Origin of the sequence: Maritalea mobilis, assembly GCF_004363175.1 — a bacterium.
GTDB lineage: Bacteria > Pseudomonadota > Alphaproteobacteria > Rhizobiales > Devosiaceae > Maritalea > Maritalea mobilis.
Window position 1 is genome coordinate 313,774 of record NZ_SNYR01000002.1, and the last position, 26,639, is coordinate 340,412.

General features: G+C 52.3%; 24 protein-coding genes and 2 pseudogenes. 11 read left to right on the forward strand and 15 right to left on the reverse strand.

The features are described 5' to 3' along the window. The first annotated feature begins 5 nt into the window (after positions 1-5). Complete coding sequence (locus tag ATL17_RS09345; RefSeq protein WP_133572541.1) at positions 6-692, forward strand: DUF4276 family protein; 687 nt, start codon at positions 6-8, stop codon at positions 690-692. Between the two features lie 199 nt (positions 693-891). On the opposite strand, the pseudogene ATL17_RS09350 reads toward ATL17_RS09345, so the two are convergent. Continuing rightward, a pseudogene (locus tag ATL17_RS09350) lies at positions 892-2,226 on the reverse strand (dihydroorotase); the annotation flags it as partial. Between the two features lie 83 nt (positions 2,227-2,309). Between ATL17_RS09350 and ygfZ the strand changes: the two are divergent. From ygfZ to ATL17_RS09365, 3 genes are all read left to right on the forward strand, one after another. Further along, complete coding sequence (gene ygfZ, locus ATL17_RS09355; protein WP_133572543.1) at positions 2,310-3,122, forward strand: CAF17-like 4Fe-4S cluster assembly/insertion protein YgfZ; 813 nt, start codon at positions 2,310-2,312, stop codon at positions 3,120-3,122. A 36-nt stretch (positions 3,123-3,158) separates the two neighbouring features. Next, the gene (locus tag ATL17_RS09360; protein WP_133572544.1) at positions 3,159-3,773 is read left to right on the forward strand and encodes an HD domain-containing protein; all 615 of its coding nucleotides are present in this window, start codon (positions 3,159-3,161) and stop codon (positions 3,771-3,773) included. Between the two features lie 148 nt (positions 3,774-3,921). Beyond that, positions 3,922-4,428, forward strand: a complete 507-nt coding sequence (locus ATL17_RS09365) for a hypothetical protein (RefSeq protein WP_133572545.1) — start codon at positions 3,922-3,924, stop codon at positions 4,426-4,428. Between the two features lie 17 nt (positions 4,429-4,445). On the opposite strand, the pseudogene ATL17_RS17180 reads toward ATL17_RS09365, so the two are convergent. After that, positions 4,446-4,841, reverse strand: a pseudogene (locus tag ATL17_RS17180) (cell wall hydrolase); the annotation flags it as partial. 812 nt (positions 4,842-5,653) lie between these two features. After that, positions 5,654-7,951, reverse strand: a complete 2,298-nt coding sequence (locus tag ATL17_RS09375) for a putative PEP-binding protein (RefSeq protein WP_166638981.1) — start codon at positions 7,949-7,951, stop codon at positions 5,654-5,656. A 117-nt stretch (positions 7,952-8,068) separates the two neighbouring features. Here ATL17_RS09375 and ispH point away from each other — a divergent pair, with 117 nt between their 5' ends. Genes ispH through rnhA form a run of 3 tightly spaced genes read left to right on the forward strand, consistent with a single transcriptional unit; the run spans position 8,069 to position 9,980 of the window. Then, positions 8,069-9,019, forward strand: coding sequence for a 4-hydroxy-3-methylbut-2-enyl diphosphate reductase (gene ispH / locus ATL17_RS09380; protein WP_133572548.1), 951 nt, complete (start codon positions 8,069-8,071; stop codon positions 9,017-9,019). A gap of 3 nt (positions 9,020-9,022) precedes the next feature. Beyond that, entirely contained in the window at positions 9,023-9,550 is a 528-nt protein-coding gene (locus tag ATL17_RS09385; RefSeq protein WP_133572549.1) for a GNAT family N-acetyltransferase, read from the forward strand. Next, entirely contained in the window at positions 9,543-9,980 is a 438-nt protein-coding gene (gene rnhA, locus ATL17_RS09390) for a ribonuclease HI (protein WP_133572550.1), read from the forward strand. Before ATL17_RS09385 ends, rnhA begins: the two co-directional genes overlap by 8 nt. A 22-nt stretch (positions 9,981-10,002) precedes the next feature. Here the strand turns inward: rnhA and ATL17_RS09395 are convergent, their stop codons facing one another. The 10 genes from ATL17_RS09395 to ATL17_RS09440 all read right to left on the reverse strand — a co-directional run bounded on the left by ATL17_RS09395 (position 10,003) and on the right by ATL17_RS09440 (position 19,717). Further along, positions 10,003-10,287: a hypothetical protein gene (locus ATL17_RS09395; RefSeq protein WP_133572551.1), complete on the reverse strand. Its 285-nt coding sequence runs from the start codon at positions 10,285-10,287 to the stop codon at positions 10,003-10,005. A gap of 174 nt (positions 10,288-10,461) precedes the next feature. Further along, positions 10,462-12,555, reverse strand: coding sequence for a glycine--tRNA ligase subunit beta (gene glyS / locus ATL17_RS09400; RefSeq protein WP_133572552.1), 2,094 nt, complete (start codon positions 12,553-12,555; stop codon positions 10,462-10,464). Positions 12,556-12,652: 97 nt separating this feature from the next. Beyond that, entirely contained in the window at positions 12,653-14,653 is a 2,001-nt protein-coding gene (locus ATL17_RS09405; protein ID WP_133572553.1) for a DUF2207 domain-containing protein, read from the reverse strand. Beyond that, positions 14,616-15,176, reverse strand: coding sequence for a LemA family protein (locus tag ATL17_RS09410; RefSeq protein ID WP_133572554.1), 561 nt, complete (start codon positions 15,174-15,176; stop codon positions 14,616-14,618). The genes ATL17_RS09405 and ATL17_RS09410 overlap by 38 nt, the downstream gene beginning before the upstream one ends. 56 nt (positions 15,177-15,232) lie before the next feature. Then, positions 15,233-15,445: a hypothetical protein gene (locus ATL17_RS09415; protein ID WP_133572555.1), complete on the reverse strand. Its 213-nt coding sequence runs from the start codon at positions 15,443-15,445 to the stop codon at positions 15,233-15,235. 59 nt (positions 15,446-15,504) lie between these two features. Continuing rightward, positions 15,505-16,431: a glycine--tRNA ligase subunit alpha gene (locus ATL17_RS09420; protein ID WP_133572556.1), complete on the reverse strand. Its 927-nt coding sequence runs from the start codon at positions 16,429-16,431 to the stop codon at positions 15,505-15,507. 129 nt (positions 16,432-16,560) lie between these two features. After that, positions 16,561-17,829, reverse strand: coding sequence for a DUF3422 family protein (locus tag ATL17_RS09425; RefSeq protein WP_133572557.1), 1,269 nt, complete (start codon positions 17,827-17,829; stop codon positions 16,561-16,563). An 82-nt stretch (positions 17,830-17,911) separates the two neighbouring features. After that, positions 17,912-18,121 carry a hypothetical protein gene (locus tag ATL17_RS09430; RefSeq protein WP_133572558.1) on the reverse strand — a complete coding sequence of 70 codons (210 nt, stop codon included), beginning with the start codon at positions 18,119-18,121 and terminating at the stop codon, positions 17,912-17,914. Positions 18,122-18,130: 9 nt separating this feature from the next. Next, on the reverse strand, positions 18,131-18,997 hold the full coding sequence (locus tag ATL17_RS09435) for a S49 family peptidase (protein ID WP_133572559.1): 867 nt from the start codon (positions 18,995-18,997) through the stop codon (positions 18,131-18,133). 69 nt (positions 18,998-19,066) lie between these two features. After that, complete coding sequence (locus tag ATL17_RS09440; protein ID WP_166638982.1) at positions 19,067-19,717, reverse strand: tRNA1(Val) (adenine(37)-N6)-methyltransferase; 651 nt, start codon at positions 19,715-19,717, stop codon at positions 19,067-19,069. Positions 19,718-19,991: 274 nt separating this feature from the next. Here ATL17_RS09440 and ATL17_RS09445 point away from each other — a divergent pair, with 274 nt between their 5' ends. Continuing rightward, entirely contained in the window at positions 19,992-21,008 is a 1,017-nt protein-coding gene (locus ATL17_RS09445) for a polyprenyl synthetase family protein (RefSeq protein WP_133572561.1), read from the forward strand. Positions 21,009-21,011: 3 nt separating this feature from the next. Here the strand turns inward: ATL17_RS09445 and ATL17_RS09450 are convergent, their stop codons facing one another. Continuing rightward, positions 21,012-21,881 carry a 4-(cytidine 5'-diphospho)-2-C-methyl-D-erythritol kinase gene (locus ATL17_RS09450; protein ID WP_133572562.1) on the reverse strand — a complete coding sequence of 290 codons (870 nt, stop codon included), beginning with the start codon at positions 21,879-21,881 and terminating at the stop codon, positions 21,012-21,014. 3 nt (positions 21,882-21,884) lie between these two features. Further along, the gene (locus ATL17_RS09455) at positions 21,885-23,567 is read right to left on the reverse strand and encodes a tetratricopeptide repeat protein (protein WP_166638983.1); all 1,683 of its coding nucleotides are present in this window, start codon (positions 23,565-23,567) and stop codon (positions 21,885-21,887) included. A 222-nt stretch (positions 23,568-23,789) separates the two neighbouring features. Between ATL17_RS09455 and ATL17_RS09460 the strand changes: the two genes are divergently transcribed. The 3 genes from ATL17_RS09460 to ATL17_RS09470 all read left to right on the forward strand — a co-directional run bounded on the left by ATL17_RS09460 (position 23,790) and on the right by ATL17_RS09470 (position 26,609). Then, positions 23,790-24,743: a uracil-DNA glycosylase gene (locus tag ATL17_RS09460; RefSeq protein ID WP_133572564.1), complete on the forward strand. Its 954-nt coding sequence runs from the start codon at positions 23,790-23,792 to the stop codon at positions 24,741-24,743. Positions 24,744-24,759: 16 nt separating this feature from the next. Then, positions 24,760-25,308: a molybdenum cofactor biosynthesis protein B gene (moaB, locus tag ATL17_RS09465; protein ID WP_133572565.1), complete on the forward strand. Its 549-nt coding sequence runs from the start codon at positions 24,760-24,762 to the stop codon at positions 25,306-25,308. 146 nt (positions 25,309-25,454) lie between these two features. Beyond that, entirely contained in the window at positions 25,455-26,609 is a 1,155-nt protein-coding gene (locus ATL17_RS09470; RefSeq protein WP_133572566.1) for a PA0069 family radical SAM protein, read from the forward strand. Positions 26,610-26,639 lie beyond the last annotated feature (30 nt).

Here is a 26,639-nt window from a genome sequence, read left to right on the forward strand (position 1 = left end):
AACGAATGACTCGCCTCCTTGTTCATGTTGAGGGTCAAACTGAAGAAGAATTTGTCAGGGAAGTGTTGGCACCGCACCTCTATGGCGGAGGCTTCACCTCCGTATCCGCCCGTTTAGTCGGCAGAGCCAGAATGCGAAAAAAGCGAGGTGGCATTTGCGCTTGGCATTCTGCGCATACAGAGATTGCCAGACATCTCACCGGCGACCAAGAGGCGTTTGGAACTACTCTCGTCGATTACTATGCTCTTCCTGCGGACGAGAATACAGGTTGGCCTGGCCGTGCAGATTGCGAAGATCTCACCGTTTCAGAAAAAGCTAAACATATCCAAGCTTCTCTCCTAGATGATTTTAGACGACATCATGGGGAGGCGATAGCTAATAGATTCATACCATTCGTTGCCATGTACGAATTTGAAGGCCTCCTTTTCAGTGACCCTAGACAAATGGCTCATGGTATGGGCGAAATTGATATGACAGATGAGTTTCAGGCAATTCGGGATGCTTTTGAATCACCAGAACATATCAACGACAGTCCACAAACTGCGCCATCAAAGAGAATACAGAAACTCGTTCCAAGTTATAACAAGGTACTTCACGGTAACATCGCCGCTATAGACGTTACATTAGATTGTATGCGTAAACAGTGCCCAATTTTCTCTGCATGGTTAGAAAAAATTGAAAGTCTTACATGATTTTGTAAATATTTGGCAAGTAGTTCTTGGGATAGATATTTTGTCAGACTAAATACTAAAAATCTTCTCAATAGATTAATACTACATTACGATAAAATTCTGCCTTTGAAGAACATCGGCGAATCTTTCAAAAAGCGCATTTCACCCACCAACACAAATCGCTAAGTTTGCTGCAAATACGCCGCCACATAAACCGCAACTACCCCGCCATGCTCTCCGCAAAGCGCATAGGCTCACCCTTATGGGCGTCGACCAGTTCGCCTTCCCACATCACGCGGTGGCCGCGGAGGATGGTGCCTACGGGCCAGCCTTTAACGGTTACGCCGTCATAAGGGGTCCAGCCTGGTTTTGAGGCGATCCAGTTGTTGGTGATGGTCTGTTCGCGGTTCATGTCGACAATGGTGAAATCGGCGTCATAGCCTACGGCGATACGGCCTTTATTGTTGATTTGGAACAGGCGGTTCGGGCCGTGGCTGGTGAGGTCAACAAAGCGCTCAAGGCTCAAGCGCCCTGCATTCACATGGTCCAGCATGATCGGCACGAGGGTTTGCACCCCGGTCATGCCGGAGGGTGAGTTTGGATAAGGCTGGTCTTTTTCCTCGCGGGTGTGCGGCGCATGGTCGGAGCCGAGCACATCCACAATGCCCAGATCAACGCCCCGCCAAATGCCCGCGCGGTGTTCAGCGTTGCGCACAGGCGGATTCATTTGCACATAGGTGCCCAAGCGATCATAGGCCGTTTCGTCCAATGTGAGGTGATGCGGGGTAACTTCCACGGTTGCCACATCTTTGTTGGCCGCCAGAATATCCATTTCTTCTGCGGTTGAGATGTGCAGTACGTGGATGCGTTTGCCAGTTTTGCGGGCAATGGAAAGCAAGCGCGTGGTGCATTTCACCGCCGCTTCCACGTCACGCCATACGGGGTGGCTCGATGGGTCGTTCTCCACGCGCAAATGTTTGCGCTCGTTCAAACGTGGCTCATCTTCTGAGTGGAACGCTGCGCGGCGGGTGATGGCCGATAGGATTTTCTCCACGCCATCATCATCTTCCACCAGCAGCGAGCCCGTTGAAGAGCCCATAAACACTTTCACCCCGGCGCAGCCCGGCAGTTTTTCCAGAATCGGCAGTTCGTCCACATTGTCGTGAGTGCCGCCAATATAGAAGGCAAAATCACAATGCATCCGGTGAGTTGCGCGTTTGATTTTGTCTTCAAAATTTGCGCGATCAATGGTCAGCGGGTTGGTGTTTGGCATTTCAAAAACGCCCGTCACGCCCCCCATCACCGCCGCCAGCGATCCGGTTTCCAAATTCTCTTTATGCTCTGCACCTGGCTCGCGGAAATGCACTTGCGTGTCGATCACGCCGGGCAGAATGTGCAACCCCGTGCAGTCGATCTTTTCGCCCGCATCTGCATGTTGCAGATCACCAATTTGGGCAATGCGGCCGTTTACAACGCCAACATCTGCTTTGTGCACCCCATCATGATTGACCAGCGTTGCATTGATAAAAACTTTGTCAAATTTCGCATTCATGGTGGTGTGCTCTTTTTTAGATGATAAGAAGGTTTATCCGGTTTAACGCGATGCCCCCATGAAGGGCAAGCCAAGTGAGAGGCCCTATGCCAACTATTTTCAAACTTGACCGCAAATTGATTTCCTTTTCCGGCAAAGACGCCGAAAAACTGCTGCATGACACGCTGACCGCCAATGTGCGCGCGCTTGAGGAGAAGACCTGCCAGTGGTTCGCGCTGCTGTCGCCGCAGGGTAAGATTATGTTCGAGGGGCAGATTTTCCGCAAAGAGGACACTTTTTACGCTGATCTCGATTCGGCCTTGGTGGACGACTTTTTCAAGCGGATGCGGCTTTATAAAATGCGCGCCGATGTAGAGATGACACAACTCGGCGATGAAATGGTCGTCGGTTGGTCAAGCGAGCCAACTGACGACGCCTTTAAAGACATCCGCCCCGGCATGGGCTTTCGGCATTATGCGCCAGCTGAAGAATTTTCTAGCTGGGCCGATGGCACATCGGCCTACACGCAAACTCGGTTCGAGAATGGCATTGCCGCCTGCCCGGCAGACTTTGAACCCAACAGCCTATTCGCCCATGATATCGGCATGGATTTGCTGCCCGGCGCCATCGACTTCAAAAAGGGTTGTTATATCGGGCAGGAAGTTGTTTCCCGCATGCAGCATCGCGGCACAGCCCGCAAGCGCGTGATGCAAGTCACCGCAGAGCAGCCGCTTGAAGCGCCCACCACGATTGAGGTGGACGAGAAAAAGGTTGGCGATATGCTCAATGTCAGCGGCACTGTTGGCTTGGCCTTGGTGCGCACCGATAAAGCTAAGCTGGGCGACACATTTTTGCATGGCGGACAACCAATCCAACTTGCGGCTCCAAACTGGGCAAGCTACGATTTGAGCGATTCTTAACCTGCATCGACTTTAGACTTCGGAGAGCCCTCCCCCATGGCGAAATCTCAACCCCGTGCATGGCAGCGTATGCTGTCTGGCCGTCGCTTGGATTTGTTGGATCCATCGCCATTGGATATTGAGTTGAGCGATATTGCCCATGGGCTGGCCCGGGTGGCCCGCTGGAATGGGCAAACCAATGGGGATTATGCCTTTTCAGTGGCGCAGCACTCCATTTTGGTGATGCACCTTGCCGCTGCTGCAAACCCGAAGTTTGATGGCTCGTCGCGCCTTTATGCCCTTTTGCATGATGCACCCGAATATGTGATGGGCGACATCATCTCGCCCCTCAAGGCCGCAATGGGTGGTGAGTATAAGCAGCTTGAAAATCGGTTACTTGGCGCAATTCATGTGCGCTTTTCGCTGCCTGCCAACCCGGCCAGTGCCGTGGTAAAGCAGATTAAGAAGGCGGATCAGCAAGCTGCCTATTTCGAAGCCGTCAATTTGGCAGGCTTTGAACCAGCTGAAGCGCGCAAGCTGTTTGGCGAACCTAGCCTTGCCAGCTTCGATATGCCTGAGTTTGAAAGCCTTATTCGCCCTTGGCCCATTCATGTGGCGCATGAGCAATTCATGCATCATTTCTCCAAGATTTCCGGCCCCGCCGCGCGCTAATTCTTACAGCGCCCTTTCCACACGGTAAAAACACACGCAGAAATTGTCTCGTTTTGACACGGAAATTAACCATTTCTTAAGCATTGTTTTGACGCTGACGGGCTATGGTTGATAAATCCTTAATTAAGATTTTTAAGGAGATTCCAAAATGCGCACATCATTGTTTTCGTCGTTTCATGCGGGCCCGCTGGCCTTTTTGCTTGCGGTAACGGGCGGCGTTGCCCTTGCTGAAATGGGCCCAGAATTTGTGCGCAGCGTTCAAGCGGGCGTTGAGGAAGTTCAAAACAAAGACGAACCGAAGCCGATTGATGTGACGCAATTTGTGCGCATTGACGATCGGCACTTTAAGATCACCGCCAGCGAAAATGTAGATATGGTGCCGTATGCCAGCGATACGGTGCGCAAAATTGGCTATGGCAATGAATCTGAAGTGCGCATTGCATACACCAGCACTGGCACCTATTCGACAGACGGCTTCGCCTCATCAAATGTGCAATATCCGGGCATTCACGTTGAAGAAGTGTTCCCACTGGTGCCAGGCTTTGTCAGCGGTTCGATGATTTATTTCAACAAGGCTGAGCTACATCATCGTCGGATTGGCCTCGCGCACAACCCGTCATCCATCATCTATTATTATAAGTCCATGGCGCATTAGTCGCCACGGACTAGGTTTTAGCCACGCTTGAAGCGATAGAAGATGTGTGTGCCGATTTTGGTCATGCGCTTCAAGCGCGATGCCCAATGTGGGTTCACATAGGTGGCGTGATAGTGGGTTGAGTTGGCCACTTCTGGCAAATAGATGTCGCCTTGGATCACTTTATCCGCGATTTCTTCAGCTGTGGCCCACGCCCCCTTTTCATTCACATGTTCTGGAATGCCGTCACACGCAAATGAGAACTGGCAGCGATTGCGCCACGTTTGGTTTTGGAACACCACACCACAGATCGAGTTGGGATAAGCTTTGTGCTTAACCCGGTTGCGCACCACTTGCGCCACGGCAACTTGGCCACGATATTTTTCGCCGCGCGCTTCAAAATAAATCGCGGTGGCCATGCACCATTTTTCACGATCATTTGCTTCCATAGACGCTTGGGTCAGCGGCGCGCTCAAATCTTTTGTTTTTGGCGCATTGTCGCGCGCATAGGCCAGTTTGGTTGGCACCGCCACTGGGAAAGGCAATTTCGGGTCGCGTTCAATCGCATCAGGATCAGCACCGGATGTGCCAGAAATCGCATCAATCGCCTCTAGGGCAGCCATTTTTGGCATATCTTGTGATTTCGCCACCAGTTCAACATCAGCAGTTGGGGCTTTGGTCTTTTTCGGCACATCGCCGACCGAAGCCACCATAACAGGATCAGGCAGTGGCATGGTTTTCGGCGCACGTGCTTCAGCGATCTGAAAGCGCGTTGTTTCAAAGCTTTTTGCAATGTCGATTGCAGATGGGCCTACACGACGATCCCGTTTGGCATCGCGGTTAGGGCCAACAAAAGCCGCAGCAACAGAGAAATTTTCGATTGAAGGTTCGGCCTTGCGTGACGAAATCAGCGTATCAATCTCAAGCGGATCGATAAACAGTTCAGCACTTTCGTCCATCCGTTCCAAAGAAACGTTGGTAAAAGCGATCATCACGGTTGCAAAGCTTACTATCGCGCAAAAGCCCTTGAAAATAGGCCGTTTCTTTGCGCGCCCCTGCCCTTTCGGGCCAGCCATTTTTACACTCATTCTATACTCGATGCTACTCAACGGCATAAACGCGCCGTGAGTTCATTATGTCGAATCTTGGTTTATGGGGAGTAAACGCCGAACACGTTCTGAATGTGATCGGTTTGCAGCGCCAAAAAGGTGTTTATTTGGCCAAAATTTGACAGATCAAGTTTGAGTTAAATTGCAGCTTGGGCCAAGGCCAGCCGTGCGATGGGGATTCTGAATGGCGAACAGCTTACATAATCCACATTTAACCCCGCGAAAAACTTCAAGCTTTCCGGGTCGCCCGCATGTTCACCGCAGATGCCAATTTTCAAATCTGGGTTGGAGGCACGGCCCCGCCGAATGGCGGTGCGGATCAGCTCGCCAACCCCCTTTTTATCGATCGTGACAAAAGGGTCACCATCGTAAAGCTTTTTGCGCTGATAAGCGGCCAAAAAGGCAGGCGCGTCATCACGTGAGATACCGAAGGTGGTTTGGGTCAAATCATTGGTGCCGAAGGAGAAGAAATCGACATGTTTGGCAATTTCTCCCGCGCGGATCGCCGCCCGTGGCAGTTCAATCATCGTGCCGACAGAATATTTGAATGTTTCTGATGGCGACATGCCCAATTGTTCCATCAATGCCAGAATGTGGCTGCGGACCCAACTCACCTCGCGTGAGGATGAAACGAAGGGCACCATAATCTCCAGATTAACAGGCACATCATTGGTCTGGATGGCCGCGTTGCCACCCGCCACCAGCGCTTTGATTTGCATCTCCAAAATTTCGGGATGGGAGATCGCCAAGCGACAGCCGCGGTGCCCCAACATGGGGTTCACTTCGATCAAGCGCTCCAAGCGCCGCTCAAAATCGCTGATTTTCAACCCCAATGATGCAGCGGTTTCTTCCACCTCATCTTGGCTACGTGGCAAAAATTCATGCAAAGGCGGGTCAAACAGCCGCACCGTGATGGGGCGCCCCTCCATTTGCGTGAACAATTGGGCGTAATCATTGGCCTGATATTCAACAAGACCGTGCAACGCTTCCACCCGATCTTCAAGATCTTGGCTAAACATCATGCGGCGTAGCGCCACCATCCGTTCGGCGGAAAAAAACATATGCTCTGATCGGGCTAAGCCGATCCCTTCCGCCCCGAAGGACAGCGCAGTTTTGGCGCCTTCAATGGTTTCCACATTGGTGCGCACTTCAATGGTGCGACTGCCATCTGCCCAATCCAGCAGCTTGCCCAATGCACCGCCAATATTTGGCTGCATCAGCGGTAATGCGCCTGCAAACACTTCGCCAGAATTGCCATCGATGGTGAGTTCCGCACCTTGTGGCAGTGTCCGTTCGCCCAGTTGCACTGTGCCTTTTTCGCTGTCGATCACCAATGACCGCACGCCAGACACGCAAGGCTTCCCGGTCACCCGCGCAATCACGGCCGCATGGCTGGTGATGCCACCGCGTGCTGTCAAAATACCATTTGCGGCTTGCATACCTTCAATGTCTGCCGGGCCAGTTTCTAGGCTCACCAAAATGCAATCTTTGCCCCGCGCTTGATAGCGGGCGGCATCTTCCGCCGTAAACACAATGGCACCGCTGGCGGCACCGGGCGAAACGCCCATGCCCACGGCAAGCGGCGAAGCGCGTTTTTTGCTTTTCAACCGCGCGTGCAGCAATTGCGGCAGACGCCCCGGGTCAACTTGCCCCACAGCCTGCCGTGGCGTCCACACGCCCCGCGCCACACGATCGCAAGCGGCTTCCAAAATGGCTGAAATTGGCGCTTGTACTGGTCGCGCGGAAAGGAACACCACTTTGCGCCCCGCAAGTGCGGCCAAACAAATCATATGCGTGCCCGCCAAGCGGTCCACTGCGGCGCAAAGCTCTTGACCTGCTGCGCTGGTGAAACTCTCCGGCAAGGCGCGATCACCAGAAGGTGCAATTGGGCCCATCAGGCCGCTATTTGTATCTCTGGTTTGCATTTGCACCACTGGCTGATCAAATGCGGCCTGCACGATCACGATTTGATCGTCCTTAGGGTTCGCGCCACTATCATCCGCCCAGACGGGTGATCCCACTTGGTAAGAATCAAACGCCCGTTGAATGGCGCGGCCAAGTGGCTTTTTCACATCAATGGCATCAATGTCTTTTGCTGGAGCTTCTATGGCGCCACGCACCCGCGCCAATCCAGCCAGATGAGTGTGTGCCGCGGTGCGCACCACAAGCTTTGGTGGCAATTGGCCTTTTTGCACCAGCTTAAACAGCGTTGCCACCCAATGGGCGGCCATCGGGCTGCCCACGTCGGCGGTTTTCAGGCTTTCCCAAGCCTGGCGCGTCAAACAAATTGTGGGTGCGGTTGGCACGCCGGTTTGCGCCATGGCATAAATCCACGCTGCTTTACCCACAACCAATCGCTCCTGATCTTTCGTCAGGCGCGGCGGCTCATTTGCCGGCGCAAGCGCAAAGATTTGCTGGTTGATGGAGCGTGGCACAATATTCACCCAAGACAAACAGATTCACATTTATTACTATGCGGTTCAAATCAGTTCAGGGCAACTCGACATTTGTCCAGTCTTGACTTCACCACAAATAGATCGCATCTCACCACTATGACAAAAAAACGACCTTTGGAAATAATTCTTTGTGCACCGCGCGGTTTTTGTGCCGGTGTGGATCGTGCCATTCAAATTGTGGAGCTTGCGCTCGAAAAATATGGCGCGCCTGTCTATGTGCGTCACGAGATTGTGCATAATAAATATGTGGTGGATGGTCTGCGCGAAAAGGGGGCAGTTTTTGTTGAAGAATTGGACGAAATTCCTGACACTGACGCCCCTGTGATCTTTTCTGCCCATGGCGTGCCAAAATCTGTGCCTGCCAATGCCAAAGAGCGCAAAATGTTCTATCTGGATGCCACCTGTCCGCTGGTCTCCAAAGTGCATGTGGAAGCGCAACGCCATTTTGATGAAGGCAAAGAAATTGTTTTGATCGGCCACGCGGGGCACCCGGAAGTGATTGGCACGATGGGCCAACTGCCTGACGGCGCGATCACGCTGATTGAAACGGTTGAAGATGCGGAAAAGTTCGAGCCCAAATCTCCCGATGATTTGGCGTTCGTCACCCAAACTACCCTGTCCGTAGACGACACGGCGGCGATTGTTGCCGCGTTGCAAAAACGCTTCCCGAGCATCAGCGCGCCGCATAAAGAAGACATTTGCTACGCCACCACCAATCGGCAAGAGGCAGTGAAACAAGTCGCGCCACATGTGGATGCCATGGTTGTCGTAGGTGCGCCCAACTCGTCAAACTCCATGCGTCTGGTGGAAGTTGCAGACCGCGCGGGCTGCCCGAAGTCAGGTCTCATTCAACGCGCCAGCGATATTGTCTGGTCTGATTTTGAAGGGGTGAACAAGCTCGGCATTTCCGCAGGTGCTTCCGCGCCGGAAGAGCTCGTCAATGAGATCATCGAGAAGTTTGGCGAGCACTATGAAATCACCGTTTCCACCAAGGTGACGGCTGAGGAAAACATCGCCTTTAACGTGCCGCGAGAACTCAGAGCCTAAATTATGGACGGCAAGCCTTTGTTTGAGAGTGAGCGGCTGGTGTTCAGCACATGGACGCCAGATCAGCTTGATGATGTTTATCGCCTGCACAACAATATTGAAGTGTCGCGCTATCTCACCGGTCGTGAAGAGACCCGCGAGGATGCGCAGGTTCGCATGGATGAGTGGGCAGAAAATTATGCAAAGCATGGCTTTTGCAAATTTCGCCTAACCCGCAAATCAGATGGCGCATTCGTTGGCCGCGCTGGCTTTGGCGTGCATGGGCCGGAAGACACGCCGGAACTTGGTTATGCCTTGTTACAAAGCGAATGGGGCAAGGGCTATGCCACCGAAGCGGCTATCGCCATTCGGGATTGGCTATTTCGCGAAACCGATCATGATTTTTGCTGGGGCTTTGCCTATTCGGCCAACAAGCCATCGATCAAAATTCTTCGGTCCATCGGCATGGTGTTTACCCACACTGAGATTGAAGAAAAAACAGGTCAGGAAATGACCTTCCATAAATATACACGGGATATGTGGCATGGCTGAGCGCGTAACAATTTTCACTGATGGCGCATGTTCAGGCAATCCCGGCCCTGGCGGCTGGGGCGCCCTGCTGCGCTTTAATGGCAATGAAAAAGAACTCTGCGGCGGCGAAGCTGAAACCACCAATAACCGTATGGAGTTGATGGCAGCCATTCAGGCCCTTACCGCGTTGAAGCGCGATTGTGCCGTCGATCTTTATACCGACAGCCAATATGTCAAAGGCGGCATTACGGGCTGGATTGCCAACTGGAAACGCAATGGCTGGCGCACAGCCGCGAAAAAACCCGTTAAGAATGAAGATTTGTGGCGGGCCCTCGATGAGGCGCTAAAGCGCCATAATGTGGAATTTCACTGGGTGAAGGGTCACGCGGGGCATGAGGGTAATGAGCGCGCGGACCAATTGGCCAATAAAGGCATGGCCCCATTTAAATGATAGTGGCTTTGAGGTGCTGTGGTTAGTTCACGGCGCAGATGGGGTTACCATCTTTCACAATTACCAATTGCTGCCCATCATAGCGACGCTGCTGCACCGCATCAAAGGATGCACTGGCCATCCAGATTTCGTTGGAACAGAAATAGGCTGAGGTGCAGTTGGTGCTGGATTGGGTTTCGCATTCACCCTTGATCGACCACCCCTGCTCATTGCCGTTTTGTGCACGCACTTCATATTGCGCCGCCATGGCACCCGCTGGCACAAACGCCAACATTGCCACCAACACACATTTACGCAACTGCTTCATTTTCATGTCACTTACTCAATTTTGGCCAGCAGATTAGGCTCTTTGAATATGAGCGTCTAGCTATTTATAGTTAATGAAAAGTTTATGTTTGTTCAAAATGGAACAAAAAACGCCGCAAACCAACGGCTTGCGGCGTTTACTAAACCTGAATTTTGGCCAAATTTAGAGCTGCCTTCAGCCCTCAAGTTTGGAGAAATTGGCGATCAAATGCATGGTGTCGCGCAGTTTCGCCAAAAGGTTGAGGCGGTTCACACGCACGGCCTGATCTTCATCATTCACCAAAACATTCTCGAAAAACGCGTCCACTGGACCGCGCAATGACGACAATTCTTTGATTGCATTGGCAAAGTCGTCCGTAGCAATATTGGCCGCCACGGCTTCGTTCACCACTTCGATGGAGGTGGCCAGTTTTTCTTCGTCGTCGGTTTTGAAGAGCTTATGGTCCACATCGTCTTGATAGCGCCGACCATCTTTCTTTTCCTCGGCCCGCAAAATGTTGGCTGCACGGCGGTAGCCAGCCACAAGGCTTTCGCCCTGTTCGCTTTTCACCAAGCCGTTCAGCTCCACTGCACGCGCAACCAGATTGACAAGGCTTACGCCTTTGGCCAGTCCATTTTTGTAAAGCACTGCGCTCAACACATCATGGGCAATGCCCTGCTCGCGCATTTGCACGGTCAACCGATCTTCAATAAAGCCAAACAGCGACGCCAAAATCTCGTCAGCTTCGCCCACAAGATTGAAGTTTTTCAGATGCTCGGCCAAAAGCTGATCGAAAGCGAAGTCGAGTTTGTTTTCCAAACAAATGCGGATAACGCCCAAGGCAGCCCGACGCAGTGCAAACGGGTCTTTAGAACCTGTTGGCTTTTCGTCAATCGCCCAGAAACCCGTCAGCATATCCAGCTTATCTGCAAGCGCAACGGCGGCGGCCGTTAGATCTTCCGGCACGCTGTCGCTTGGGCCAACTGGCTTATAATGGTCTTGCAACGCAGCAGCCACGTTTTCTTTTTCGCCCTGTGCTTCAGCATAATAGCGGCCCATCAAGCCTTGCAATTCAGGGAATTCAAACACCATGTCGGTCACCAAATCGGCCTTCGCCAATTTTGCCGCACGCGTTACGTCTGTGGTTGATGCATTGATTTGCTTGGCAATGGCCTCACTCAAAGTCACCAAACGCTCAACGCGCGCGCTTTGGGTGCCCAGCTTTTCGTGGAACACCATATTGTCGAGTTTCGACAAGCGGCTTTCTAGCGGCACATTCAAATCGGTGTCGTAGAAGAATTTCGCGTCTGACAAACGCGCTTTGATCACGCGCTCATTACCGCCCACAATGGTTTTGCCGCCATCTTCTGCTTCAAGGTTTGACACCAAAATGAAATGGTTGGCCAGCTTGCCAGTGGCGCCATCGCGCAAGCAGAAGCATTTTTGGTGGGCGCGGATCGCGGTGATCACCACTTCTTCTGGCAGCGAGAGAAACTTCTCGTCGAAGCGGCCCATCATGGTTTGTGGCCATTCCACAAGCCCTGCCACTTCGTCCAACAAGCCTTCATCTTCAATTACATTGAGATTTTGCGCAAAGGCGAGATTGGCTGCATCGGCGCGGATCATTTCTTTCCGACGCTCAAAGTCCAGCACAACTTTATTCTGTTCCAGCGCATGGGCGTAATCATCGAAACGGCGCACTTTGATGGCTTCTGGCGCCATAAAGCGGTGGCCATATGTTGTGTCGCCTGACTTCAAACCATCAACTTCAAAGCTGATGATTTCAGGGTCTTCACCTTCATGGCCAAAGGTCGCCGTAATCGCACGCAGCGGGCGGATCCAGTTCAACTTGCCAGAACCCCAGCGCATGGATTTTGGCCAAGGGAATTTCTCGATTGTGCCAGGCAGCAAATCGGCAAGAATATCAGTGGTCAACTCCCCCTTTTTCTCGATCACAGCCACATAAAAGTCGCCCTTTTTCGGGTCGCTTTGCACTTGCGCTTCATCAACTGAGTTCAAGCCTGCGGCGCGCAAAAAGCCTTCAATGGCCTTTTCCGGCGCGTCGGTGCGTGGGCCTTTGCGTTCAGTTTTCACATCCTGCGACGCCTTGGGCAGGCCAGCGATATGCACGGTCAAGCGGCGTGGCGTTGCGTGGGCCACTGCGCCTTCATACAACACGCCCTTTTCCACCAATTGGTCGGTGATCAGTTTTTTCAAATTTTCAGCCGCGCGGCGCTGTTGGCCAGCCGGGATTTCTTCTGAAAACAGTTCAAGCAAAAGTTCAGGCATATTGATGATCGCTTGTGAGTTAGGTGGTGATTTATGTGTCGACTTGATAACGGGCTTAACCAGCCTTGTCCATGGCTAATCCGTGGTTGGGGCTGGCTTACCAGCCGCCACCACCGCCGCCACCGCCGCCGCCGCCGGAAAAGCCACCGCCAGACGAAAAGCCTGATGATGACGATGATTGAGGCTTTGCAGCAATCATCGCTGTGCTAATTGCGGCTGTGGTTTTAGACAGGCTGGAGGCCAAGCGATTGGCCGTGAAGCGTCTGCCGCTATACCAGCCCAAATGCACATCGGCTTTTTCGCCTGTTTTGGCAGCAACGCGTTGCATTTCATTTTGAAAGTGCTCCGCCCACGGTTTTTCAACGCCCAAGGCGATGGCATAGGGCAAAATGGCTTCAAATCGCCGCTTGTCCAACTCAGGTTCATCATTCAGATTTAGCCGCTCTTTTTCAGCGGTTTCCAAATACATTTTGAACCCTTCAATCTGGTCCATCACCTTGCGTCCTTGGATTGTAGGCGCGCGCATCAGCACAGCGAAAATGGCGTTGACCGCCACGATCGACAGCACCGCGACCACGGCCACATCGCCGCGCCAAGCCAAGAGTGCATCTTGCAGGTTCCCGCTGCCCCAAGCTTCTTGCAAGGTTGCCCAAAGCCCGGTGGTGGTGAACAGAATTGGAATAAAGTTGCCCACCAATGCCGCAAACACGAAAGCGCGCGCCCATGCAAACATGGATCGCGCTTTGATCAGATGCGAAATGCCGGCGGTTGTTGTCATGGTCAACGCAGCCAGCGCCACGGCGATGGGTAGCCAAATAAAGTCGATGATTTCGAAGAACACCATGCCAAAGATCGACAAGGCCGAGAATACCACGCCAAAAGCGATATAGCCGACATTGTGATTGAAATAAGTGCGGCGGTTTTCGTCTTCGATAATCTCCAGCACTTCATTATGATTGTCGTGCAGGCTTTCCCCAATGTCTTTATCGATCTCGATTTCGCCTTTAGACCGCAGCCAGTTAAATAGGCGCATTTCGCCAGGCGGCAAAGATGGGGTTGTGGCATTGGTCACGGTGACGGTCGTGTTTTTCTCGCCATTCTCACCGATCACGACCAGTCCTTTTACGGCCAGCGAGATCAGCGCTGCGATATAGGCAGGCCATCCCGCCTTATGCCACCCATAGTGATGCACATAATGCACAAGCGCGGGTGAGAACCCCTTTGGCGGATAAAAGAGCGGCACAATGGTGCCCTTGGCCGGATCGCGACCCACGCGGGCCCAAGCAATCACGTTGTACAAAAGAACAAAGATCGCAATGATGGGCGGGAAAATCTGGCCCCGCATATCAGACAGCATATATAAAAAGGCTGTCATACCTTCTGGGCGGGCGATGGTGCCATTTTCCATGGCAACGGCGATGGTCAAACCTTCATAATAGCTAAGCGCACGGGTTGCGCTAAAAATGATGTCGCCATCTTCATTTGTTCGGATGTCTACATCCTGCTTATCTTCGCCATAACGGCCGCTAAAGGCCGTTGTGTTCAGCACATTTGTGCCGCTTGGCAGTTGCACGCGCACCACTGCGCGATCAATGGGAAACGCCCAGAACTGGCCGATGGCGTTGAAATAAAGTTCTTGATGCTCTTCCTTAAAACGGATCTGTCGATCCATCTTATATTTCAGCTCATAGGTGTAGAAACCGGTGTTGAGAAATACATCTTCATGGCCGATATAAATACGCTTGCCATTATCAATGCCGGAGATGGAGAAGTTCTCGGCATTGCCATCGCGTTTTACGGACAAATCATAAATAGAGCTGCGCACTTTGCGCCCCTGATCATCCACCAGCACGGTTGGAATGTCGCGGAAGATACCGCGTCTAATCTGGTCGCCCTCGGCGCGCACTGTGATATTTTCGGTGATCGCAAGTTCACCATTTTGCTGCACATTTATATTCACAGCGTAGGAGGTGATGCGCTCTGCCGCCAAAGCGGGCATGGCGAGCGCAAGGCTCGCCATCACAACCATCAACAGCTTGTTGAGGTCAGCAAAAAGTCGGTTAGAAAGAAACATTCGGGACAGCGCGATCCGTTTCATTTTCAAGCTCAAAATACTCTTCTTGGCTGAAGCTGAACATATTGGCGACAATGTTAGATGGGAAGCTTTCAACGCTCACATTCAAATTGCGCACCGTGCCATTATAGTAGCGGCGGGCGAGTTGGATTTCTTCTTCCACCTGCTGCAATGCTTCTTGAAATTCGATGAAAGAGCTATCTGCTTTAAGCTCAGGATAATCCTCTGCCACAGCAAACAAACGACCCAGCGCGCCTGAAAGCATACCTTCCAGCCGACCGCGCTCTTGCGGCGACGCGTCTCCAGCGCCCTGCACTGCTGCACGGGCTTGGGTTACCGCTTCCAGCGTTTCGCGTTCATGGGTCACATAACCCTTCACGGTTTCGAGCAAGTTGGGGATCAAATCTGCACGGCGCTTCAATTGTACATCAATGCCAGACCAGCCTTCGCGCACCAATTGGCGCAGCTTGACCAAATTGTTGTAAGCCGTGATGCCATAGAAAACGAGGCCAGCTGCCAACGCCAAGATTACCAGTAAAATTTCCATATCCCTCTCCCGCCTTACCGCTTGGCATTTGCCAAATTTTTCATGTCTTTCAACATCTAAGCGCAAACATTACACGAAAATCCAGATGCGTCCATATGGGCAAAATAAAAGGGCGACTGATCATTCTCAAATCGCCCTTTTTTAAACTTCACTTTGCGTGAATATTTCTGTTTTTGCTCAATCACTTTGGCGCCAAATTGCTTTTCACCCAAAGCCTTTGCGGCCACATTTTTGGGCTTAATCGGCACCTTGCTGTACTTCTTGGACATATCAAGGCTCCTATAGTTTGCCGCCTTGATATAGGGCGCAATGCCCCTCAGTTCAAGCTTTAAGCACCGCCCGCTTCAGTGTTCAACCAAGCGCCACCGCACGCCTTCGCCAGCTCACGTACGCGCAAGATGTAGCTTTGCCGTTCGGTCACCGAAATCACACCACGCGCATCCAGCAAGTTGAAGACGTGCGAAGCTTTGATGCATTGTTCATAGGCTGGCATAGCCATTTGGTGCTGATTGCCGTTGTCGCCCGCTTCAAGAATGGCGCGGCATTCCGCTTCCGCATCCTTAAAGTGCTGGAACAACATTTCAGTGTTGGCCTGCTCAAAGTTGTAGCGCGAGAATTCCTGCTCTGCTTGCAGGAACACATCAGCATAAGTGACCTTTTCATCGCCTTGGCGACCATTGAAGTTCAATTCCATGATGCTGTCTACGTCCTGCAAATAACAGGCAATCCGCTCCAAGCCATAGGTCAGCTCGCCAGAAACAGGTGAACATTCGAAGCCTGCCACTTGTTGGAAATAGGTGAATTGGCTTACTTCCATGCCATCGCACCAGCATTCCCAGCCAAGGCCCCACGCACCGAGCGTTGGGCTTTCCCAGTCATCTTCCACAAAGCGCAAATCATGTAGCTTAGGATCGATGCCGATGGCGTAAAGCGATTGCAAATAAAGCTCTTGCAGATTTTCCGGGCTTGGCTTGAGCAAAACTTGAAACTGGTAATAATGCTGCAAGCGGTTTGGGTTTTCACCATAGCGGCCATCGGTTGGGCGACGACATGGCTGCACATAAGCTGCGCGCCAAGGCTTTGGCCCTAAAGAGCGCAAAGTTGTTGCCGGGTGGAACGTACCCGCCCCCATTTCCATGTCATAAGGTTGCAAAATCACACAGCCTTGGGCGGCCCAGAAATTTTGCAATGTCAAAATCAGCCCTTGAAAAGACTGTTTTGGGTCCAAATGGGCTGGCACGTTTTGTTCGCTCATAAAACTGACCTTTGGCAGAACCGCGATCTAATCGCTGAATAGGTATAATCGGGCTGCAACCTAATTGCGCCTTGCTGATTTATCAAGCGGCAGGTGGCCGTTGCGGCAAACTAATTTTGCGCACGCAGGTTAATGCTTGCTGTGCAGCTGGCGAATATGGCGCATGGCCAGCCATGTCAGCGCCAGCACAAAAGGTGCCGCGATGGCCAGCATGATGGTTTTTGAGGGCATACCCTCAATGTGCAGACCCGCCAAAATATAGCCGATGACGCCCAATGCATAATAGGTGATCGCAATGGTCGACAGGCCCTCAACTGTGGTTTGCAGCTTATATTGGCTCACCGACGTATCTGAAATCGCCTTCAATGCATCTTGGTTCTGCTTGTGAATCTCGATGGACACTTTGGTGTTCAGCAATTCGGTTGCGCGCGTCAGCCGATCGGTCAATGCATTCAGCCGATTTTGCAGCGCCGCGCAGGTCGCCATTGCTGGGTCCATTCTGTTGCTCAGATAGCGCGCCATATTTGTATGGCCCGTCATTCGCTTTTCTTCCAAAAGCCCCAGCCTGTGCCGCACCAATTGATCGTAGGAGTAGCTGGCCGCGAATAGCGTGTTTGTTTCGCCATGAAAATGAGCCGTTTCCAGCGCCAGCTTGTTCAACTCAGTCAATAATTCTTCGTTGATTTGGGAGTCGGTTTCACTGTTGAGCCGCTTGAGGATGTTTTCCAAACCGCGTTCAACATTGTCCACACGCGGCCCAATGTCCTGCGCAACGGGCAGCGCTACCAACGCCAACGACCTGAATGTTTCCACTTCCAGCAAATAGCGTGCAATCACGCCGCGCCGCACATCTGTGATGCCCGCGCCCGCAAATTCGATCCGGGTAAAGCCGTCCTGATCGGGCAGGAAATCAGTCGCGATTTCGGCCATGCCCTCTTCCACCTTGGCGTAAGACAGGCTGGCGCGGCGAAACCCTTCCAGCGCGGTTTGGTGGATTGTGTCTGCATTGATCAAATCCACCCGCGTAGTGACCAGCAGTTTGGCAGCGGTGATCGCTTCCAGCCCAATATTTTGGGGCCATGGATCGTCCGGCACATTTTCGGGCATCCAAGTAATCGACACATGTTCAGAGTGCAATTGCCATGTCACATCATAATCATCCACCTGATAGCGCGCTTGGCGATCAGTCATGAATTGCGGTTTGATTTGATTTTTGTGGCACCATGAGGCGAATTCTTCGCGCATCTGATCATGGCGGCCTGGCTCCCGCCCGAAATATGTCGCAACGCGGCGCAATCGGCCTTCAGGCCCCAGGGGTTGCACTGGTCGGGCGTGAATTTCGCCCAATGCTTGGGCGCGATTTGGGTGGTCGGTAAATTGCAGGTGTTTGCTGTGCATGCGCTCTCGCCTCTATTACGGGGCTTTTTCAAAATTGAGCGCGCAAGTTAGTTACAAAACAAGTGCAGTTCCCACAAATGCGTTAGTCTTTTTTGTCTTTCGGGCGATAGACGCCGGTTTTTTTGTCTTTTTCAAGTTCAACAATGTTGCCCCGCGCGCGATCAGATTGATCACGCGCCTTCTTCTGGGCGTCCACTTCATCAAAATGCTGTTTAAAGCTGTTGCGGATGGATTTGATGCCGTAATAGACCAGCACCACCAGCAAAACGAAAACGGCAACACGTAAAAACAAGATTGACCTCTATAGTCCGAAGCGCGACCAGTGGGCCTGCGCCTTTAGCGTAGAAAGCATGTCATCGCTCAAAGATTGCTGACCGATCTGCCCGCCCAGAAAGGGAACACGCGGCATAGAGAAAAGTCCGCGCTTTTCTTCAATTTTGACCAGCTTGACCTTTTTGCCATAACGCTTTTTCAAAGTTTCATATAAGTCGCCCAACGCGTCAACCAGGCCAAATTCGATGGCGCTTTTGGCGGTCCAAAACTCGCCAGAGAACAAACCATCTTTTGCCAAGTCCAGCTTGTCGCCCCGGCGCTCTTTCACATAGTCCTTGAACACTTCATGCACATCTAGCTGCAACTTTTTGAGGCGCTCTACATCTTTGGGATCTTCTGGCAAAAATGGGTCGAGCGTCGATTTGTTCTCGCCCGCAGTGTAAACGCGGCGACTTACGCCCAATTTTTCAATGGCGTCCACAAATCCAAATGTTGCGGAAATCACGCCGATTGAACCAACGATGGAACTTGGATCGGCAATGATTTCATCGCCAGCACAGGCGATAAAGTAACCACCTGATGCGGCCACATCTTCAATAAAAACCAAGACCTTCTTGTCTTTTTCCGCGGCAAGGTCACGAATATATTTGGCCACCAAACGCGATTGAACAGGCGAGCCGCCGGGCGAGTTGATGATGATGGCCACCGCAGGCGCTTGCTTGATTTTAAAGGCGCGTTTGAGCACAGGCGCGACATTGGCGATATTGATCCGATCTGGCTTTTGACTGGCTTCAATCGTGCCAGACAATCGCACCACAGGGATTTGCACATTGTCACGGCCCAAAAGCCGTGCGTGCCAAGGTGCTTTAATTTTGTCGAATGTGTCGTCGTGCATATAAGTCCTATTCGCGCGAAGGCGCATTAATCGCTATGTTTGCACACAATGTAGGATGAATTTTGCAAACTACCAGTGCAATTTGTCTTTTCCCATTAAAATGGCTTGCAATTGGGGCGTAAATTCGCGCCCCTCGCTGCCATGTAATGAGAGCGGCGACAAGAGTTTGCAAGGCGCTTTTGAGCCCTTATATCCACGCACCAGCACGCGGTTTGCCTGCTGACCGGGCCGGGAAACGATGGGCAAAATAGTGATATTGCCCAAGCGTCGATCATAATATTTCATCAGCTTCTGCAATTCGGCGGCGCGATGGATAAAGATCACCTCGCCCCCTGCCCGCGCGCAGCTCACCGCTGCTTTCACCCAACGTTCCAAACAATCTATGCCATGGGCGTGGGCACGCTTGCCATAATTGTCGTTAGGTAAGGAAACTGTTTTTTCGTCAAAATATGGTGGATTGGCGATCACGCTGTCGAAATGGTCTTGCACCATACCATGCGCCACGCGCTCTGGGCCTGACGACATAATGTCGATCACCGCATATCTGGCCCGTTCAATATAATGATTGTCCAACAGATTTTGCTGACCGATGGACACGATTTCCGGGTCAAATTCGGCTAAAAGTGCTGTGGATAGTGCGGGGCAATAAGTAAGCGCCGTCATGGCGGCAACGCCAACGCCCGCGCCCAATTCAAGCAATGTGCGCGGCGCATCATCCACCGCAGCGCCCAATAATACGCTATCTACCCCCGCCCGAAAGCCTTTTTCGGGTTGGCAAACATTGAGTTTACCGCCTAAAAAAGCATCGGATGTGACACAATGTTGTTTTACTTTCCCTTGCGGGTGGTCTACGGACATAAGCACATATAATGAATCTTGATATCGAATAGGGTTATCTTGTCCGACGTTGAGCAACAAGCTTTCTTGAGTTTGGCACAAGATTACAGCAAAAATTCGATTAAGCGAATTGGGACATTTGTCCATGGGGCGAAAAATGAGTGGTGCGCAGGCAATGGCTGATCAGATCAATCCAAAAGATGTGGTTGAAGAGCTGATCGAATTTACCCGCAAAGACATGGAAGCCGTCAATGAAATGTTGTTGGCCCGTGTTGGCAGCCGCGTTGAAATGGTCCCTGAAATCGCATCATATCTGATTGATGCTGGCGGCAAGCGCTTGCGCCCCATGCTCACTGTTGCGGCAGCGCGTTTGTTCAGCCCTGAAAACACCCACCACATTAATTATGCCGCCGCTGTTGAATTTATGCACACGGCCACCTTGCTGCATGATGATGTTGTGGATGAAAGCTCCAAACGTCGTGGCAAATTGGCCGCCCGCATGGTGTGGGGCAATGCAGCCTCTGTTTTGGTGGGCGACTTTTTGCTCGGCCAAGCCTTTATGATGATGGTTGAAACCCGCGATGTGGATGCGCTGGGCGTCTTGTCTCAAGCCGCTGCCATTATTGCGGAAGGTGAAGTGTTCCAATTGTCCAAAGCCAATGACTTGAGCACTCAAGTCGATGAATATTTCGCGGTGATCAAAGCCAAAACTGCAGCCCTGTTTGAAGCAGCCACGGAAGTTGGCGCGATGGCAGGCGGGGCGAGCGAAGAACAACGCAAGGCGTTGAAAGAATTTGGCGCAGAATTGGGCATTGCCTTCCAGCTTGTGGACGATGTGCTTGATTATGGCGGTGCCAGCGGTACCATTGGCAAAAATGTGGGCGATGATTTGCGCGAAGGCAAAATGACCTTGCCGATTTTGCATGCGCTGAAAAATGCTGATGAGGCAGATTGTGCCTTTATCAAGCAGCATTTGGGCGATGCAGATGCCAGCGCTGAAACGGTGGCGAAAGTTGTTGAAATTTTGCACAGCACCAACGCGCTTGAAGAAGCGCTAATGCGTGCCCGCGAGCATGCAGATGCCGCAAAAGCGCATTTGAGTGCATTTGCCGATTTGCCCGGCTGTCGCATTTTGATTGATGTTGCTGATTATTGCGTTGAACGCGCTTACTAGACCTTACAGCGTGGCCGATTGAGCCACCCAAGCATTCGGCCATTTCTTCCTAAAGGCTTGCGCGGCCAACATCGCCTCGCCTGCTGTGCCAAACATGCCGAAAATTGTTGCACCTGAGCCAGACATGCGCGACAGCAAGCACCCTTTTTGCTCGCCAAGGTCCATCAACATATCGCCAATTTCTGGCAAAAACTGAATGGCAGGCTTTTGCAAATCGTTCCGTGTGCCTTCCAGCCACATGGTGATTGCGGTGATGTGGCGGTAATCTGCCGCATCGCGCACTAAGGGCGGGTTTTCTTTTTCCGTCAATTTGCGGAAAATATCAGCGGTGGAAACAGGTTTTCCGGGATTGGCGAGCACCAATTGAAGCTTTGGGAAATCTGGCATCGGATCCAGATTTTCGCCCACACCGTCTACAAAAGATGTGCGCGACAGAAGGCACATGGGCACATCCGCGCCCAGCTCCAACGCCATGTCCATCATATCTTCCAGCTTTAACTCAAGCCCGGAAATATGATTGGCCAACCGCAACATGGCCGCCGCATCAGCGGAGCCGCCGCCAATGCCCGCCGCAACAGGCAGGGCTTTGTCCAGCACAATGCGCAGCCCATCAGGCAACACATTTGGATAATTTTGCCGGAAGAGCGAAAGCGCTTTTAATACGATATTTGACCGTTCGCCACGCAGCACCTTGCCAAATGGTCCCGTCAGCACCAACTCATCATGATCTGATGGCGTGGCCGTCAGCTCATCGCAAAGTTCGGTGAACACGCACAAGCTTTCCAACTCGTGATAGCCATTGGTGCGCTGGCCAACAATGTGCAATGCCAAGTTGATCTTGGCGGGCGCTGGCTCCTGCCATTCAGCATTCATGGTTTAATTGCTCAATTCGGCCACGCGCTTGAGATCAGTCAAATTGCCATCCAGCTTTTGCTGAATTTTCTCTGCCAGATCACCATCATCCTCATCCGTCAATTCCAAGGCAATTGACCATTGGAAACGCGCTTCACGCTTGCGATCAACTTGCCAATAGGCGTCGCCCAAATGGTCGTTGATGGTTGGGTCGCTCGGGCTCAATCGTGCTGCACGCTCAAGTGTTTCCGTCGCTTCTTCGAAGCGCTCCAAACGATAATAAGCCCAGCCGAGACTGTCGACGATGTATCCATCTTCCGGGCGCAGGGCCACGGCTTTCTCAATCATTTCCAGCGCGCGTTTAAGTTCAAGCTTTTGGTCCACCCAGCTATAGCCGAGATAGTTCAGCACTTGCGGTTGATCAGGGTTCAGCTCCAGCGCTTTCAGGAAATCGCTTTCCGCTTTTTCCCATTCGCCATCGCGTTCATGGGCAATGCCGCGCACATAATATAGGTGCCAATCGATGGTACGGGTGCCGCCCGTCATTTCCAGCGCCTTATCATAAGCCACTGCCGCTTCTGTGTAGCGCTTGTCGCGGCGCAATGCGTCGCCCAACGCAATTACAGCGGTCAAATTGTCTGGCATGGTGTTGGCTAAGTTCGACAATTTGCGGATTGCTTCGTCAATATCACCAATTTCCTGCAAATTCTCAGCAGTGCGCACCAAGGCTTGGCCATGCAATGGTGAGTTGCGATGCACCTGACCATAAAGCGCGTTGGCGGTTTCAAACCGCTCCGCCCGATCCATCAAATCCGCGATAGAGAATGTGATCAAATCTGATTTTGGGTGCAAGAAACGTGCAAGGCGCATAAGCACAATTGAAATGTCGGACGCTTGCTCGCGTGACAGCGCAGAGGAAAGGCCGCGCAATGTTTCCGCCGCCCCTTGCTGCACATTGTCGGCCATGCGGCCCGGGCGTTTCTTTTGCGTGATCAGCGCTTCAACTTCATCAATGTTCACATGGGTCAGGCCACGATCATGATAGCGTTGGATCACGTCCATCGCCTCATCATATTTGCCTTGATTGCCAAGGAAGCGGGCATAGGCTTCAACAATACGGAACACAAATGGATCCGCCTCATAAGCCTCGGCATAAAGATTTTCGGCCAGTTTCACGTCACCAGACAAATCTGCCATCAAAGCCGCTTGGAAGGTGAGGAAGTTTTTAAAGCCGGGTTGGCTGATTGGCTCCAAATTATCAACAGCCGCTTTGCCGCCAAGTTCTTCTTCCACTGCCCAAGACCAGACCACATTGCCCATAATGCCAAACAGCGAATCTTTGGACATGCCTTCCAGTGTTTTGCGGGCAGAGGCATAGCGTCGCTCTTTCAGCGCCACCACGCCAACAGCAATGCGCGCCAGCTCATTGTCGGGTTCAACGCTCAAAAGTTGCTTGGCCACCATTTCGGCTTCTTCCACGCGCCCGGCAGAAACAAGCGCCACAAAGGCGCGGTCCAGCAGTGCGATATTGCCCCAATCCGCCTCCAGCGCATCTAAAAAGTAAGACGCTGCAAGGTCATTCTCCCGATCTTCAAATGCACCTCGCCCTGCAAGATAGCTGCCGGAAATCGAGGGATGATAGAGCGAGAATTGTTCGACATTGGTTGTGTCTTGAGCTTGGGCAAAACCGGTTAATCCCAACACCATTGTGGAAGACAAAAGAAGATGTTGTAGTTTTTTTGAACAATTCATCACGTTTGGGGTAGCCCTTAATTGATTTGGATTCGGTCAAAGCTAGATATAAACCATAGATTGGCGATTTTATGGCTGCGGCGCAAGGATGTGCGCAGAATTTTTCGCGTAAAAAATTCGTTCAATTTCCAGTGTGAGGCGCTAGGCGCAGATGCAATCATGCGCTAAGACTAAAACATGAGTGAAACAACCCCACCGCCAAATGAGGACGCTGAAAAAGGTGCTTTTGCGCCTGTGCCCGGCGCTGCCTATTTGGATGCCGATATGGCCAGCCTTGCCGGCTTGCTGGAATGGTATGATGCGATGGGGGTTGATCTTGCGGTTGAAGAGGAAGCGGTTGATCGCTTCGCCGCGCCGAAATCGCCGCCCATGCCTCAAGTTACCCAAGGTGCGCAATCTTCTTCACCAGTTGCTGCGCCCGCAGCCACTGGCACCTCTCGCCCGGCAAGTGGCGGACCAGATGTGATTGCCAATCCACTGCTGGAGCAGGAAGAGAATAAGCCTATTGTGCGGCAGCAAAATATGGTGGGCAAAGCGGAAATTGAAGTGGCCGCAAAAACTGCACAAGCCGCTGCAAGTTTAGACGAGCTGCGCGACGCATTGGCCAATTTTGATGCCTGTCCCCTGAAACGTCATGCTGATAAGCTGGTATTTGGCGAAGGCCCATCCGACGCAAATATTATGGTTGTGGGCGGTGCGCCGCGCAAACAGGATGATATGGCAGGCCTGCCCTTCCAAGGAGCGGAAGGGGCATTGCTGGAACGTATCCTTGCCGCCATCCAGTTGGATTATAGCACAGTCTATCGCACCAATGTTTTGCCTTGGCGTCCGGCGGGCGACCGTCGCCCCTCCCCGATTGAGCGAGACATTTGCCTGCCCTTCTTCCAGCGGCAGGTTGGGTTGATCAAGCCGAAATTTATCCTTTGCCTTGGCGAACAGGCCGCCCATTTGGTGCTCGACCAAAAGGGCAGCATTTTGCGGCTGCGTGGTCAGGCCCATGCGGTTGAGATTGATGGGCACGGTGCCCAAGCCTTCGCCACATTGAATCCCTCTCATTTGCTGAACAAGCCTGCGCAAAAAGCGCTTGTTTGGCACGATATGCTTAAGTTTAAACGCGCCATCAGCGCCTAACATCCTGTGAGCTGCAATGTTCAAATTCAATATCGATGAATCCAAAACCCTGATCCCGCTGCATATTACCATTTTGGCCGTGTCCGACACACGCACGCTTGAAAATGATGATAGTGGCGCACTGCTCAAATCCATGATTGAGGAGAGTGGCCACAAGGTTTTGGATCGACAGATCGTTAAAGATGATGTGCAGGCCATTCGGGGCGTGGTTGAGCCTTGGCTCGCTGATGAAAATATTGATGTGGTGATCACCACGGGCGGCACAGGCTTTGCCAAGCGCGACGTTACGCCGGAAGCGCTTGAGCCATTGTTCGATAAGCGTATTGATGGGTTTTCCGTGCTGTTCCACCAATATTCAGCTGCGCAGATTGGTACCTCCACCTTGCAAAGCCGCGCCACGGCAGGTTTGACGCGGGACACACTGGTTTTCTGTCTACCCGGCTCCAAAGGCGCCTGCCGCGATGGCTGGCAGGGCGTGATCAATTATCAATTGGACAGCCGCCACAAGCCGTGCAATTTCATTGATAATATTCCCCGCCTAAATGTGGCGCCAGACCATGACTGACGGGGCTTAGCTCCATTTTCAACGCGGTTGAATTTCTTAAAATCGCGTTAAATGTTCTTTTTTTGTTCTCATTTCTGTGCTAAGAATCGGTTCTGAACTGATTTGAACTGAGCGCGCTTATTTGCGCCAAAGGCACGGAGACTAAAATGGGAATGAACGCAGTATTTCCGCCCTCACCGGAAAGCCTGGCGCGTATCGCAAAAAGCGGCGATGCGGATGTGTTGTCGCGCACGATTATTGCGCCACATCTTAATCGCGGCCGCGGCGCGCAATCCAACCAAACCTCAAAGTTTGAACCCTATAGCCGCGAGACCATGGATGATGGTTGGGGCAATCTTGATGCGTTGGAGACAGTTAAAACCACAGTGCGGGACGAAAAGTCCAAAAGCATCATCACCAAAAATGACTCGCCGGACATTCATTTTGATCGCTCCATCAACCCCTATCGCGGGTGCGAGCATGGCTGCGTTTACTGCTTTGCACGCCCGACACACACTTATCTGGGCCATTCGGCAGGGCTGGATTTTGAGCGTGAACTTTACGCCAAGACCAACGCAGCGGATCGGCTTTATGAAACTTGGCTGAATAAGAAATATAGTGTGAAGCCAATTGCTATTGGCACCAACACGGACCCCTATCAGCCCATTGAGCGCGACAAGAAGATCATGCGTTCTTTACTCGAGATGTTTGTGGCTCATAAGCACCCGATCACCATCACCACCAAATCCAGCCTGATTGTGCGGGATTTGGATTTATTGACCGAGTTGGCCAAGCAAAATCTGGTGCATGTCACCATTTCCATCACCTCGCTCGACCATCTTTTGTCCCGGAAGTTAGAGCCCCGTGCGTCCTCACCCGCACGGCGGCTGGAAGCGGTGGAATTGTTATCAGCTGCGGGCATTCCCGTTTCTGTGGCGGTTGCCCCCATCATTCCGGCGATCAACGATGCGGAGATTGAAAAGATTTTGGCCGCCGCCTCCGCCAATGGGGCAAGTGGCGCTGCCATAATCATGCTGCGCCTGCCCGGCGAAGTGCGGCAATTGTTCCGCGAATGGCTGCTGCGGCATTATCCAGACCGGTTGCGCCATGTGCTCAATCTGGTGCGCGATGTGCGCCAAGGCCGCGAGAACGATCCGCGCTTTCATTCACGCATGGCCGGGCAAGGCCCCTATGCCTTTTCACTGCAACGCCGCTTCGATCTGGCGGTGGAGCGCTATGGCATGAAAAAGCGGATACCGCACCTGCGCACGGATCTGTTTACACCTCCAAAAGTGGAAGACCCGCAGCTAAGTCTGTTTTAGGATTCCCCTATCCTCTGGCCCGCTAGCCAA

Coding starts and splice junctions, on each gene's coding strand:
- ATL17_RS09345 (WP_133572541.1), top strand. CDS start 6: ATGACTCGCCTCCTTGTTCATGTTGAGGGTCAAACTGAAGAAGAATTT.
- ygfZ (WP_133572543.1), top strand. CDS start 2,310: ATGCCAACTATTTTCAAACTTGACCGCAAATTGATTTCCTTTTCCGGC.
- ATL17_RS09360 (WP_133572544.1), top strand. CDS start 3,159: ATGGCGAAATCTCAACCCCGTGCATGGCAGCGTATGCTGTCTGGCCGT.
- ATL17_RS09365 (WP_133572545.1), top strand. CDS start 3,922: ATGCGCACATCATTGTTTTCGTCGTTTCATGCGGGCCCGCTGGCCTTT.
- ispH (WP_133572548.1), top strand. CDS start 8,069: ATGACAAAAAAACGACCTTTGGAAATAATTCTTTGTGCACCGCGCGGT.
- ATL17_RS09385 (WP_133572549.1), top strand. CDS start 9,023: ATGGACGGCAAGCCTTTGTTTGAGAGTGAGCGGCTGGTGTTCAGCACA.
- rnhA (WP_133572550.1), top strand. CDS start 9,543: ATGGCTGAGCGCGTAACAATTTTCACTGATGGCGCATGTTCAGGCAAT.
- ATL17_RS09395 (WP_133572551.1), bottom strand. CDS start 10,287: ATGAAGCAGTTGCGTAAATGTGTGTTGGTGGCAATGTTGGCGTTTGTG.
- glyS (WP_133572552.1), bottom strand. CDS start 12,555: ATGCCTGAACTTTTGCTTGAACTGTTTTCAGAAGAAATCCCGGCTGGC.
- ATL17_RS09405 (WP_133572553.1), bottom strand. CDS start 14,653: ATGAAACGGATCGCGCTGTCCCGAATGTTTCTTTCTAACCGACTTTTT.
- ATL17_RS09410 (WP_133572554.1), bottom strand. CDS start 15,176: ATGGAAATTTTACTGGTAATCTTGGCGTTGGCAGCTGGCCTCGTTTTC.
- ATL17_RS09415 (WP_133572555.1), bottom strand. CDS start 15,445: ATGTCCAAGAAGTACAGCAAGGTGCCGATTAAGCCCAAAAATGTGGCC.
- ATL17_RS09420 (WP_133572556.1), bottom strand. CDS start 16,431: ATGAGCGAACAAAACGTGCCAGCCCATTTGGACCCAAAACAGTCTTTT.
- ATL17_RS09425 (WP_133572557.1), bottom strand. CDS start 17,829: ATGCACAGCAAACACCTGCAATTTACCGACCACCCAAATCGCGCCCAA.
- ATL17_RS09435 (WP_133572559.1), bottom strand. CDS start 18,997: ATGCACGACGACACATTCGACAAAATTAAAGCACCTTGGCACGCACGG.
- ATL17_RS09445 (WP_133572561.1), top strand. CDS start 19,992: ATGAGTGGTGCGCAGGCAATGGCTGATCAGATCAATCCAAAAGATGTG.
- ATL17_RS09450 (WP_133572562.1), bottom strand. CDS start 21,881: ATGAATGCTGAATGGCAGGAGCCAGCGCCCGCCAAGATCAACTTGGCA.
- ATL17_RS09455 (WP_166638983.1), bottom strand. CDS start 23,567: ATGGTGTTGGGATTAACCGGTTTTGCCCAAGCTCAAGACACAACCAAT.
- ATL17_RS09460 (WP_133572564.1), top strand. CDS start 23,790: ATGAGTGAAACAACCCCACCGCCAAATGAGGACGCTGAAAAAGGTGCT.
- moaB (WP_133572565.1), top strand. CDS start 24,760: ATGTTCAAATTCAATATCGATGAATCCAAAACCCTGATCCCGCTGCAT.
- ATL17_RS09470 (WP_133572566.1), top strand. CDS start 25,455: ATGGGAATGAACGCAGTATTTCCGCCCTCACCGGAAAGCCTGGCGCGT.